Origin of the sequence: Phyllobacterium sp. LjRoot231 (assembly GCF_964253365.1) — a bacterium.
In the GTDB taxonomy this organism is placed as follows: Bacteria; Pseudomonadota; Alphaproteobacteria; order Rhizobiales; family Rhizobiaceae; genus Phyllobacterium.
The window spans coordinates 375,857-388,476 of record NZ_CAXUQT020000002.1; the positions used below are offsets into that span (position 1 = coordinate 375,857).

Annotated in this window: 11 protein-coding genes; all 11 read left to right on the plus strand. The window is 60.0% G+C overall.

What is annotated here, in order from left to right; genetic code table 11:
* The first annotated feature begins 15 nt into the window (after positions 1-15).
* The 11 genes from ACSQ3H_RS25360 to cydC all read left to right on the plus strand — a co-directional run bounded on the left by ACSQ3H_RS25360 (position 16) and on the right by cydC (position 12,563).
* The gene (locus ACSQ3H_RS25360) at positions 16-879 is read left to right on the plus strand and encodes a branched-chain amino acid ABC transporter permease (protein WP_436119877.1); all 864 of its coding nucleotides are present in this window, start codon (positions 16-18) and stop codon (positions 877-879) included.
* Complete coding sequence (locus ACSQ3H_RS25365) at positions 876-1,874, plus strand: branched-chain amino acid ABC transporter permease (protein ID WP_436119878.1); 999 nt, start codon at positions 876-878, stop codon at positions 1,872-1,874. Before ACSQ3H_RS25360 ends, ACSQ3H_RS25365 begins: the two co-directional genes overlap by 4 nt.
* Positions 1,871-2,632: an ABC transporter ATP-binding protein gene (locus ACSQ3H_RS25370; RefSeq protein WP_436119879.1), complete on the plus strand. Its 762-nt coding sequence runs from the start codon at positions 1,871-1,873 to the stop codon at positions 2,630-2,632. The genes ACSQ3H_RS25365 and ACSQ3H_RS25370 overlap by 4 nt, the downstream gene beginning before the upstream one ends.
* Positions 2,613-3,332 carry an ABC transporter ATP-binding protein gene (locus ACSQ3H_RS25375; RefSeq protein ID WP_436119880.1) on the plus strand — a complete coding sequence of 240 codons (720 nt, stop codon included), beginning with the start codon at positions 2,613-2,615 and terminating at the stop codon, positions 3,330-3,332. Before ACSQ3H_RS25370 ends, ACSQ3H_RS25375 begins: the two co-directional genes overlap by 20 nt.
* Before the next feature lie 451 nt (positions 3,333-3,783).
* The gene (gene efeU, locus ACSQ3H_RS25380) at positions 3,784-4,617 is read left to right on the plus strand and encodes an iron uptake transporter permease EfeU (RefSeq protein WP_436119881.1); all 834 of its coding nucleotides are present in this window, start codon (positions 3,784-3,786) and stop codon (positions 4,615-4,617) included.
* Positions 4,618-4,647: 30 nt separating this feature from the next.
* On the plus strand, positions 4,648-5,838 hold the full coding sequence (gene efeO, locus ACSQ3H_RS25385) for an iron uptake system protein EfeO (RefSeq protein ID WP_436119882.1): 1,191 nt from the start codon (positions 4,648-4,650) through the stop codon (positions 5,836-5,838).
* A 5-nt stretch (positions 5,839-5,843) separates the two neighbouring features.
* The gene (gene efeB / locus ACSQ3H_RS25390) at positions 5,844-7,151 is read left to right on the plus strand and encodes an iron uptake transporter deferrochelatase/peroxidase subunit (protein WP_436119883.1); all 1,308 of its coding nucleotides are present in this window, start codon (positions 5,844-5,846) and stop codon (positions 7,149-7,151) included.
* 14 nt (positions 7,152-7,165) lie between these two features.
* The gene (gene efeO, locus ACSQ3H_RS25395) at positions 7,166-7,993 is read left to right on the plus strand and encodes an iron uptake system protein EfeO (RefSeq protein WP_436119884.1); all 828 of its coding nucleotides are present in this window, start codon (positions 7,166-7,168) and stop codon (positions 7,991-7,993) included.
* A 550-nt stretch (positions 7,994-8,543) separates the two neighbouring features.
* Positions 8,544-9,116, plus strand: a complete 573-nt coding sequence (locus ACSQ3H_RS25400; protein ID WP_436119885.1) for a GbsR/MarR family transcriptional regulator — start codon at positions 8,544-8,546, stop codon at positions 9,114-9,116.
* A 4-nt stretch (positions 9,117-9,120) separates the two neighbouring features.
* Positions 9,121-10,875 (plus strand): thiol reductant ABC exporter subunit CydD, encoded by a 1,755-nt coding sequence (gene cydD, locus ACSQ3H_RS25405; RefSeq protein WP_436119886.1) that lies wholly within the window; start codon positions 9,121-9,123, stop codon positions 10,873-10,875.
* A complete protein-coding gene (gene cydC / locus ACSQ3H_RS25410) occupies positions 10,875-12,563 on the plus strand; it encodes a thiol reductant ABC exporter subunit CydC (RefSeq protein WP_436119887.1) in 1,689 nt (562 codons plus the stop codon). The genes cydD and cydC overlap by 1 nt, the downstream gene beginning before the upstream one ends.
* Positions 12,564-12,620: the final 57 nt, after the last annotated feature.

A 12,620-nucleotide genomic window follows, 5' to 3' on the forward strand; every position in this document is an offset into this window, starting at 1 on the left:
GTCCGGGATGATCTGATGCAAACGTTCTTCAGCATTGGCGTCGATGCCCTGGCCTACGGGATGATCCTGTTCGTCATTTCGATTGGCCTGTCGGTGACAATGGGTCTGATGCGGGTGATCAATCTCGCCCACGGAGCGTTCGCCATGATCGGCGGCTATATCGCTTCCTATGCGGCGCGCGACCTCGGGCTTGCCTATGGTTTTGCGATCGTGATTGCGGTCCTTGGCACGATTGTCATTGCCATTCCGCTGGAACGTTTTCTCTACCGGCGGATTTATGGTGCACCGGAATTGACCCAGGTGCTGATGACCATCGGTATCACCTTTTGCGTCATCGGCCTTGCCAACTACGTGTTCGGGCCAACGCTGAAGACGATCCCCCTCCCCGCGGAACTGCAAGGTCCGGTCGATATCGGCTTCCGCACGATCGCGGCGCACAAGCTCTTTGCCATCGGCTGCGGCGTGGTCGTTGCTTTGGGGCTTTGGTACCTGATCGAGCGGACCTCCTTCGGTGTCAAACTGCGGGCATCGGTGGACAATACGGCGATGGCGGCGGCGCTCGGCGTGCGCACCAAGATCGTCTATGCGGCAAGCTTCGCTCTGGCCGTCGGGCTTGCCGCCTTTGGCGGGGTGATCGGTGCGGAACTCCTGCCGGTCGAACCATATTATGCGTTGCGCTACATGGTGACGTTTCTCGTCGTCGTCTCGGTCGGCGGTGCGGGTTCCATCCCCGGCGCGCTGATCGCCTGCCTGCTGCTCGGCGCCATCGATACGACCGGCCGTTATCTCGTGCCGGAATATGGCGAGTTCTTCTTCTATCTCGCAGTGATCGCCATCGTCTGGGTATTCCCGCGTGGTCTGATGGGAAGAGCAAAATGAGTGCCGAGGTGTCCGTCAGAGCACTGCCAGCGCAAGGCAGCGGGTGGCAGCGTGATCTGCTTGGTGTGGCTGTGATCTTGATTGCAGCCATAGCCGGGTACTTCCTGTTTCCCAACAACCTTGCCCTGCTGACGCGCATGATCGCGATCATGCTGCTTGTGCTGTCGCTCGATCTGGTGACGGGGTATTGCGGCGTCGCGACGCTCGGCCACGCTGCACTGTTCGGCAGTGGTGCTTATGCGGCGGGGATTGCCGCGGCGCATTTCGGGATCACCGAACCGATCACCATGATAGCCATCGGCGCAGTTGGCGGTGCTGTAGCGGGGTTGATTTCGGGAATCGTCATCCTGCGCGGACATGGCCTCGCTCAACTTGTCCTGTCCATCGCCATCATCCACCTCTTCCACGAGGCGGCCAACAAGGCATCCGAATATACGGGCGGCAGCGATGGACTCGCCGGTATCTCGCCGGATCCTATCCTTGGCCTCTTCGAGTTCGATCTCTGGGGCCGTACCGCCTATGTCTTCGGCATTGTGTTGCTTGTCCTGGTTTTTGTGCTTTTGCGCATCCTGGTGCGATCACCCTTCGGCATGCTGTGCCGCGGCATCAGGCAGGATCCGGTTCGGGTCAGCGCGATGGGCGCGTCGGTCAAGCTCACCCTGATCAAGATGTATGTGATCTCGGGGTTGGTCGCGGGTGTCGGCGGCGCCTTCAATGCCGTATCGACACAGGTTGTCGGCCTCGACAGCCTGAGCTTCACCAATTCCGCCGAAGCGCTGGTCATGCTGGTTCTGGGCGGAGTGGGCTCGCTTTACGGCGCGCTGATCGGCACGATTGCTTTTGTATGGATCGAAGATCTGGTCTCTGCCGCCAATCCGTTCCATTGGCTGACGATCGTCGGCGCGTTGTTGATCGCCGTGGTGCTGTTCGCGCCGAAGGGCCTTTATGGCACTGCTGTGACTTTCGTTGAACGATACAGGAAGGGCGGCAAATGAGTGCACTCTTCGAGGTCGATCATCTGCAGAAGGCCTTCGGCGGACTGAACGTCACGCGCGATGTCTCGCTGTCGCTCGGCAACGGTGACCGGGTGGCGCTGATCGGCCCGAACGGCGCCGGGAAGACCACTTTCGTCAATCTGGTAACCGGCCATCTGCGTCCGGACTCTGGACAGGTCCTGATGGGCGGCGAAGATATTTCGAAATTCAATCCGATGAAGCGCGTGCGAGCCGGGCTGGTTCGCTCATTTCAGGTGACACGGCTTTTTGCCGAGATGACCCCGGAAGAGCATGTCGCGCTCGCCATCCTGCAGCGGGAGGGCAGGTCCGGACGGATGGCCGGTTCGTTTCAGGCCATGCCGGAGGTGATGCGCGAGACATATGAAATTCTCGAGACCCTCAATCTGACGGCGCTGGCGCGAGTTCCGGTCAGCGAGATCGCCTATGGGCAACAGCGCCTGCTGGAGATTGCGCTGGCGATGGCGCTGCGGCCGAAGGTCCTGCTGCTCGACGAACCGGCGGCGGGGGTACCGCATAGCGATACATTCCTGATCGAAAACGCATTGGCTCAGCTTCCGGCCGACCTCGCGGTACTGATGATCGAGCACGACATGGATCTGGTTTTTCGTTTTGCCAAAAGGGTGATCGTGCTGGCGGCGGGCGAAATCATCTTCGACGGACTGCCGGTTGACGCAACAAACGATGTGCGGGTGCGCGAGGCTTATCTCGGAGGGTACAATGCCAGCAGCGCGGCTTGAGATCACAAACCTTAGCGCCGGTTATGGGCCGACGCGGGTTCTGGAGAATATTTCATTCACAGCAGAGGCAGGATCGCGCATTGCCGTGCTGGGGCGCAATGGCGTCGGCAAGACAACGCTGTTCGCCACCCTTGCCGGGCAGACCCGGCGCTATGACGGCACGATCAAGCTGGGCGATGCGGACCTCACCCATATGGAAAGCTCCAGCCGGGCCTGGAGGGGGCTTGGCTTCGTGCCGCAATCGCGCAGCATCTTTCCATCGCTAACTGTCGAGGAGAACCTCTTCGTCGGGTTGAAGGGAAGGCCGCGTAGTGCGTTGCAGGAGGCCTATGACATGTTCCCGCGGCTCTACGAGCGGCGGGCGAATTCCGGGGCCAAGCTTTCCGGCGGAGAGCAGCAGATGCTCTCCACGGCCCGCACCATTCTCGGCAGGCCGACGGTACTCCTGCTCGACGAACCGCTGGAAGGGCTGGCGCCGGTGATATGCGAGGAACTGATGGCGGCTTTCTCACGCCTTGCCTCCAGCGGCGAGGTGACCATTCTCCTCGTCGAACAGCGCATCCAGAGCGCGCTCGATTTTGCCGAACGGGTGATCATTCTCGAACGCGGGCGCATCGTCTGGGACGGTTCATCGGAGCAACTGGCGGGTGATCGCGATACGGTCGATCAGCTGCTCGGCGTCGCGAGCGTTGCGCGTTGAGTTGCCAGTCGTTTATGACAGGTGATCTGGCATAGCGTGCGCCCCCTTACCCTCCCCCTTGTGGGGAGGGAGGCTGCGAAGCAGCAGGGAGGAGTATTTTGAATCTCCGTCTCTAAAAAGAGAAAGACCCCTCCCCGTCGCTACGCTCCGTCTTCCGGGGCGAGCCACGGGTCTCGCCCGCCGTCGGCCCCCACAAGGGGGAGGGTAGCGGTCAGCGTTGTGTAATTGTGGAAAGAATGTGGCGATGCAGGCTACGTTATCGACATCAGGTTGCATTCGATTGTGGATTAAAACAATCAACTTATTGGAATAATTGACAAATTTCCTCCGGTTATTCCTTAGAATTCTTCTAATATATTGTTATTGCTTCGTTTTTCGCGACAGTCTATGACTCCCGCGGCGCCAGGGCCCGTCTAAAAGAGACGTCAATGGTTCGCCGAGGGTGTGATTTATGCTGGTTCCATTCCTGATAATGCTGCGTGAAGGCATCGAGGCGGCTCTGATCGTCGGTATCGTTGCGAGCTATCTGAAGCAGACCGGAAGAGGCGCGTGGATGCCGGCCGTCTGGCTCGGGATTCTGCTTGCCATTGCGCTTTCATTATTCGTCGGAGCCGGGCTGCAGATGGTCAGTGCCGAGTTTCCGCAAAAGGCGCAGGAATTCTTCGAGGCCATTGTCGGACTGATTGCCGTTATCGTTTTGTCGTCGATGGTGTTCTGGATGCGCAAGGCGGCACGCTCCATCAAATCCGACCTCCACCATTCAATTGACTCGGCGTTTTCGCATTCGACCGGACAGGCTCCGGCGCTGATCGCCATGGTGTTCTTCGCTGTGGCGCGAGAGGGTCTGGAGTCCGTGTTCTTCCTGCTCGCCATTTTCCAGCAGAGTACCAACAGCGATGCGCCGCTTGGCGCGCTGCTCGGCATTCTCGTGTCGATCGTATTGGGATACGGCATTTATATGGGCGGTGTCCGCCTCAATCTGCGCCGGTTCTTCTTCTGGACGGGGCTTTTCATTCTCGTGGTCGCTGCCGGAATATTGGCGAGCACGTTGCGTCACTTCCACGAGGCGGGTGTCTGGAACAGCCTGCAGACCGTTGTCATTGATCTGAGCAACGTCCTGCCGGTCAGCAGCCCCTTCGGCACATTGCTTTCCGGAATGTTCGGTTACCAGGACATGCCGACATTGGGCGAAGTCATCGTCTATGTCGCCTTCCTTGCCATCAGCATTTTCATGTTCCTGCGTCCAGCGGGCAGGCGCACGGCCGCCGCCCAGGCTTCTCATTGACCGCCTCTCATTGACCGAAAGAAACACTTCATGACGCAAACCGCCGGCTCCAGTTCTCCCCGCCCTTCATCGCAAAAGCTGATGAAGCTGGCGGTCGCCGGGGCCGCCCTTCTCGTCGTCGCAGGCGGTGTGGCTTTCTACTATGCGTCGAAAGGTCTGAAATCGGCGGGTTCAGGCGAGGCAATCACTGTCACCATCAACGACAGCGCATGCGATCCCAACGAGATTACCGTTCCGGCCGGGCGTTCGACATTCACCATCGTCAACAAGTCCAACCGTGCGCTCGAATGGGAGATCCTTGATGGCGTGATGGTGCTGGAAGAGCGCGAGAACATCGTGCCGGGTTTCACCCAGACGATGCAGGCAAAGCTGAAAACGGGAACCTACGAGATCACCTGCGGCCTTCTCAACAATCCGCGCGGGACCTTGCACGTTACGCCATCCGCCGAGTCCGAAGCGGAGGCGGCACGTCCGGCGCTGGTCTCGTTTGTCGGGCCGCTGGCGGAATTCCAGGTGTTCATGGTGATGCAGGCGAATTCGCTGGTGAAGGCGACGCAGGCACTCGATGACGCGATCAAGGCCGGCGATCTGGAGAAAGCGCGGGAATCCTATCAGAAGGCGCGCGCTCCCTATAAGCAGATCGAACCCATGGCCGACCTCTTTGCCGATCTGCACAACGCCATCGATCCGGTGGCGGATTATCTCGAAAAGCGCGAAGACGATCCAGGTTTCACCGGCTTTCACCGCATCGAGTACGGTCTTTATGCCAAGAAAAGCCTTGATGGACTGGCGCCGGTCTCGAGCAAACTGCTGGCCGATGTGACGGCGCTGAAGGACCGGATTCGCGGCCTGCGCATTCCGCCCGAACAGATCGCCAAGGGTGCGGGGCGGCTTGTCGGGCAGATTGCCGATACGAAGATCACCGCGGGTGAAGACCATTACGCGCAGACTGATCTTGCCGACTTCGAGGCCAATGTCGCTGGCGTTTCCCGGATGATGGCGCTGTTCAAGCCCGTTGCGGTGCAGGCTGCGCCGCAGGTTGTGGCCGATATCGACAGCCGCATGACAGATACCGGCAACGCATTGACTGCGCTCAAGGGTCCGGACGGCTATCCGGCATATGACAAGGTGAGTGCCGATAGCCGCAAGGCGCTGGCGCAGAAGATGCAAGGCCTGGCCGAGGCGATCGGCAAGCTCAATGCGGCAGTGGGACTGGAGTAACGGCGATGACAACGAACGACAACAAACTGGTCACGACACGGCGCAACGTTCTCTTCGGAGTCGGTGCCGCAGGCAGTGCCTTGGCCACAGGATTGACGACCGCACGCGCAGCGGAAAAGCAGGGCGGACAGGTCACCGATGCGCCGGTCAGCGACAAGACGCAGGAGCGGCAGTCGTTCTACGGTCCGCACCAGGCGGGCATCGTCACGCCGCGCCCGGCGGCAGGCATGATCGCTTCGTTTCACGTGCTGGCGGAAACCCCGGCGGATGTCGAGCGACTGTTCCGGACGCTATCGAGCCGCATCGCCTTCCTGATGCAGGGCGGCACGCCGCCGCAACTCGACGACAAGCTGCCGCCCTCCGACTCAGGCCTGCTGGGACCGGTGGTTCCGCCGGACAATCTGACAATCACAGTCTCGCTTGGTTCTTCATTCTTCGACCAGCGCGATTGGCTGGCTCCGCACAAACCGGCGCGCCTCTCGCGTATGAAGGCATTCCGCAATGACGCGCTGGATGCCGATCTGTGCCACGGCGATCTGGCGTTGCAGATCTGTTCAAACACGCCCGACACGAACATCCACGCGCTGCGCGATATCCTGAAAAACCTGCCGGATCTGATGGTGCTTCGCTGGAAACAGGAAGGCTCGGTGCCCGTCCAGCCGCCCAAGCCGGACGGAACCCACGAAAGTGCGCGCAATTTCCTCGGCTTCCGTGACGGTTCGGCCAATCCCGATGCCAACAATGCGGCGCTGATGGACAAGATCGTCTGGGTGCCGGAAGGCGGGGACGAGCCCGCATGGACGCGCGGCGGGTCCTATCAGGCGGTGCGCATCATCCGCAATTTCGTCGAGCGCTGGGACCGCACGCCGCTGGGCGAGCAGGAGCGGATCATTGGCCGCAAAAAAGCGACGGGTGCGCCGCATGGCGGAAATACCGAGCATGATGTGCCTGACTATTCCAAGGATCCGGAAGGGACGATAACGCCGCTCGACGCGCATATAAGGCTCGCCAATTTTCGCACGAAGGCTTCCGAGGCAAACCTGATCCTGCGCCGCCCGTTCAACTATTCGAACGGGGTGAGCAAATCCGGCCAGCTCGAACAGGGGCTCTTGTTCATCTGCTATCAGGCCGATCTGGAGAAGGGCTTCATCGCGGTGCAGGGCCAGCTCGATGGCGAGCCGCTCGAGGAATACATCAAGCCGATTGGCGGCGGCTTTTTCTTCACACCACCCGGCCCGCAGGACGAAAGCGATTTTGTCGGCCGAACATTATTGGAAGCAGCGGGGCACGCCGTGACCCGCGTTAAATCTTAAGGGGACCACCAACGATGAAACTGAAAGTGACACTCTCCGCAAGCCTGTTTGCACTCGCCGCGGCGATTATGCCGCGCGCCGCAATGGCCGATGTCTCGCCGCTCGATCTGGTCGGCCCGATTGCCGACTACAAGATCTATGTCTCGGAAAACCTTGAAATACTCGTGACCGACACCAAGGCGTTCACCGATGCCGTCAAGGCAGGCGATGTGGACAAAGCCAAGGCGCTCTTCGGCTCGACGCGCATGAGTTATGAGGCAATCGAGCCGATTGCCGAATTGTTCAGCGACCTCGACGGTTCGATCGATTCGCGCGCCGACGACCATGAAAAGGCCGAGAAGGATCCGGAATTCACCGGTTTTCACCGCATCGAATACGGTCTTTTCTCCGAGAACAGCACCAAGGACCTGACACCATTTGCCGACAAGCTGATGGCCGATGTGACCGAACTCAACAAGCGCATCACCGATTTGACCTTGCCGCCGGAAAAAGTTGTCGGTGGTGCGGCCGCGCTGATGGAAGAAGTCGCCGCGACCAAGATTTCGGGTGAAGAAGACCGCTACAGCCACACCGATCTTTGGGATTTCAAGGCGAACTTCGATGGTTCGCGCAAGATTTTCGAACTCGTGCGTCCGCTGGTCCAAAAGGACGATAGCGCGTTCGTCACCAAGGTATCGGGTAATTTCGACAAGGTCGACACGACTTTGGCCAAGTACAAGACTGCTCAGGGCTATGAGCTGTATGACAAGCTGACCGATGATGACCGCGCCGTGCTGGCCGCTGCCGTCAACACGCTTGCCGAAGATCTGTCGACCCTGCGCGGCAAGTTGGGTCTCAACTAACAGCCTTTTGATTTCTTCACCCTGATGGGCATCTGATGCGGTTTTCTGCGCTTCCGGTGCTCACGGACCGATAAGTCCGCTGCGCTCCAGTTCTCGACAACCACACCAGCTGACTCATCAGGCTGAATTCTCAAAACGCTTCTGCGCCACTCTTGCAGCCCGGCTCGATCGTTCTGATCGGGCCGGGCTTTTTGTTGAGCGGCGATTGCACGTTCAAGAATTTGGCTCCAACGGTGCCGCTTCTTGCCCTCCCCTTGTGGGGAGGGAGGCTGCGCAGCAGCAGGGAGGGGCTTTTGCGAGACTAGATCTTCTAGCGCTAGCGGCGACCAACATCCCAAAAAGACCCCTCCCCGGACCTTTGGTCCGTCTTCGGGGCGAGCCGCGGGTCTCGCCCGCCTTCGGCCCTCATAAGGGGGAGGGTAAGAGGCGGCGTCATCACGGCCCCTTCTCTTTTCTGTGGGGTCCAAAATCTGCCTCTTGCAAATTTACGATTTATTAAATATCGTGATTTCAGTAATTACTGAAATGACAGTTGCAACGGGATAAACCGATGAATCTACCGCCTCTCGTTCAGTCCTTTGTTCTGCACTTCGGCGAGATGGGCAGCCGGTGGGGAATCAACCGCACCGTCGGCCAGATCTATGCCCTGCTCTATGTTTCGCCCGATCCGCTCAATGCCGAACAGATCGTCGACGCGCTGGGAATTTCCCGTTCGAATGTGTCGATGAGCTTGCGCGAGTTGCAGGCCTGGAACCTCGTTCTCTTGAAACATCTGCCCGATGATCGCCGGGATTTCTTCACGACGCCCGACGATGTCTGGCAAATCCTGCGTACGCTGGCCGAAGAGCGGAAGAAGCGCGAAGTCGATCCGACGCTGTCGGTCCTGCGTGAAATTTTGATGCAACAGCCCGCCAGCGATGCCGAACGCCATGCGCAAGCACGTATGGGTGAGATGCACAGTCTCATCGAACAGCTGACCAACTGGTATGACGACGTCAAAAAACTCGAAACGGACCGGTTGGCAACCCTATTGACGCTGGGCGCGAAAGTCACAAGACTGCTGGAGGCGAAGGACAAGATCGTGTCCCTCGGCAGGTCGAAGCGTACTACCGAAAAAGGTTGATGGCATGGGACCCGCAGCACATTCGTCTTCGATAGCGCTTCGCACGCAGAACGAATTTGTGCCTGGCCAGGACACGCAGCACATCACTGCGACAAGATCCGACGATGCCGTCGCCAACAAAAGCCGCGCCGAGAGGGCAGCGGCATTCATTCAAGTGCTCGCATCTCTCTTGTGGTTGCCACAAGCCGCACTGCTCGCCATGGGCGTGGGCGGGATCGTTGCCGGCAAAGGAATGGCGAATATCCACTGGCTGGTTCTCGGCGTCGTCGTGATCGGCGCAGTCCGGGCGCTGCTCGACGCCATGGGTAACCGCCTCGCTTTTCGTGCGGCCCGCGATATCCTGTCGGCAAAACGCGACAAAGCTGTGATAGCGCTCGTTCAGCGCTCGCCGCTGGACATGGAAAGGCCTGCTTCCGGCTTTGCGGCAAGTGTGCTTGCCGAGCAGGCAGAGGCCATTGTGCCCTATCTTTCACGCTTTCGCCCGGCGCGGCTGAAGGCGACGATTGTGCCGATTGTTATTCTGTTTTGTGTTCTGCCGCTCTCCTGGGCGGCAGCTATAGTCCTGTTAGTTTCCGCTCCTCTGATCCCGGTGTTCATGGCGCTGATCGGCTGGCGTGCCAAAGCGGCGAGCGAGAAACAGCTTGTCGAAATGGGCGGTATGAATGCGTTCCTGCTCGACCGGCTGCGCGGACTCGCGACCATTCGTTCACTGGATGCCGTGGATTTGACCGCGCATCGCCTGCGCGACAATGCGGAATCGCTGCGGGTACGTACGATGGCGGTGCTTCGGATCGCGTTTCTGTCGTCCGCGGTGCTCGAGTTGTTCGCAGCACTGGGCGTTGCAATGGTGGCCGTCTATATTGGTTTCCATCTGCTTGGCCAGTTGAATTTCGGTGCCTGGGGCGGGCGTTTGAGCCTGACCGAGGGCCTTTTCATTCTTTTGCTCGCGCCGGCTTTCTTCGAGCCTTTGCGTGAGTTGTCCTCGGTCTGGCACGACCGGGCTGCGGGAGAAGCTGCGATGGAGGCTCTGGATCGGCTTTCAGAAAATGGTGTGGTCATGCCTGGCGCAGGCAAGCAAGGAAAGCATGCAATGCCGCCAGTTGCGGGCGTCCACGTTGAAGACCTCACATTCCACCACAGGGGCAATGGTTCGCTGGTTTTCGACCAGTTCAATTTCGATGTTTTGCCGGCTGAGCATATTGCGGTGCTGGGTCCCAGCGGCTCGGGAAAATCCACGCTTCTCGCATTGATTGCCGGGCTTGCGCCTTATGAAAGCGGGCGGATCGCAATTGGAGACATCCCTCTCACGACAGCCATTGCAGCGGAGCTTCGGACCGGCATCGCCTGGGTCGGACAGAAGCCGCATATTTTCGCTGGTACGGTCTCGGACAATGTCGCGCTGGGTCGCCCGGAAATTGGATCATTTGAAGTCGGAACCGCACTTCGCAAGGCAGCCCTGCAAGACGTAGCCAATGCGCACGGAAACGCGCCGATTGGTGAAGGCGGATCAGGCCTTTCCGGCGGCGAAATCCTGCGGCTTGCCCTGGCGCGTGCCGCGGCCAATCCGGATGCGGGCCTGATCCTTGCGGATGAACCGACCGCACATCTCGATACGATCACCGCCAATGAGATCATGGATAGCCTGCTGAAGATTTCTGCCGGCAAGACGCTCATCGTCGCGACGCACGATCCTGTCTTGGCGAGCCGCATGGACAGGATCGTCGTCCTGCCGTCGAAAACATCGCAGGAGGACGTGTAATGGCCCTGTGGAGCGCATTCCGGCCTATATTGGCGCTATTCCTCGTTCAACGGCGCGCCGCGCTTCTGGCGGGCGCTCTGTTGGCGGCGGCAACCGTGCTTGCCGGTATCGCCCTGCTTGGCCTTTCCGGCTGGTTCATCACCGCGACGGCGATTGCTGGGCTCTCGTCAGCCACGGCGTTCGCTTTCGACGTTTTTGCTCCTGCGGCAGCGATCCGTTTTCTGGCTCTGGCCCGCACTGCCGCGCGCTATGGCGAACGCTTGACCACGCACGATGCGACGCTTGGTGTACTGGCAGGATTGCGCGAGCAGGTTTTCCGCAATTGGTCGCAACCGCAGGCTGCACAGAAGCTATTGAAGCGTCCGGCAAAGATTCTCTTCCGCCTGACTGCCGATATCGATGCTCTCGATTCGCTTTATCTGCGCATCCTCGTTCCCGCAGCGGTCGCGCTTTGCACGGCGCTCGCCGTGAGCGTCGCGCTCGGGCTGATGCATCCGCTGCTGGGGCTTGGCGCTGGATCGTGGCTGCTGCTGACGGGGCTTGGTATTCCGCTCGTTGCCGTCCGCTTTGCCGCAAAACCATCACGCCGCCGCGCTCATGCGCTGGAAACCCTGCGCTCACGCACGATTGATCTTGTCGCGGGACAGACCGATCTCGTGATGGCTGGACGGCTTACCGCCCAGCGGAATGCGGTAATGGCTTCCGATCGTCGACTATTGCAAACAGATGATGCGCTAAATCGTATCGAGATGTTCGTCACAGCCGGTTTCGGCATAGCCTCGGCAATCCTGCTCGGCGGTACGCTTTATGCGGTCGCGTTATTGGTCAGCGGCGGGGTGATCGGTGGTCCGGTGGCAGCCCTCGGCCTTCTGATCGCGCTTGCAGCGCTGGAGCCTTTCGCCGGGTTGCGTCGCGGCGCGGTAGAACTCGGGCGTACGGTTCTGGCGGCCAAGCGTATCGGTCCGAACATAGCTCCCCTCCCCTCCCCCGAATTGCGAGCTATATCAGGGCATGAACTGGCGGTTCAGCTTGAGGATGTTTCCGTCTGCTACGATGGTTCCCCCCTCCCCTCACTCCAGAATCTGTCGCTGTCTCTTCGTCGCGGTGAACGTCTCGCGCTCATCGGCGCGAGCGGGGCCGGCAAATCCACACTGCTGGCACTGCTTGCGCAGGAGATCGAAGCTGAGGCGGGCCGCGTTGAATGCCTTCCCGCTACCCTTCTCACCCAGAAGACAGAACTCTTTCAGGACAGTCTGCGCGACAATCTCCGGCTTGCCGATCAAGGTGCCGACGACGCGCGTTTGCAGGATGTGTTGGAAACGGCGGGCCTTGGAGAATTCGTTGCCGCTTTGCCGGAAGGTCTCGATACGCGGCTTGGCGAAGCTGGATTTGGCCTTTCCGGTGGTCAGGCGCGCCGTCTGGCGCTGGCGCGGCTCCTCCTGCGCGATACAAAGGTCTGGCTGCTAGACGAACCGACCGAGGGTCTCGACGGAGAAATTGCGCGCGATGTGCTGCAGTGCCTTCAAACGCAGATGCAGGGACGCTCCGTGGTCATCGCCACGCATATCAGGCGGGAGGCGATGATCGCTGACCGGCTGCTCATCCTCGAACGCGGGCGCATTGTCGGCGCGCCGCGCCGTGGAGAGAAGGAATTCGACGCTGCCCTCGCCGCGCTGAGGCCGGACTGAGGACAGGCATTTCATTCGGCATTCGCTCGAGGTGAATGCCGCTAACAGGGGACCGGG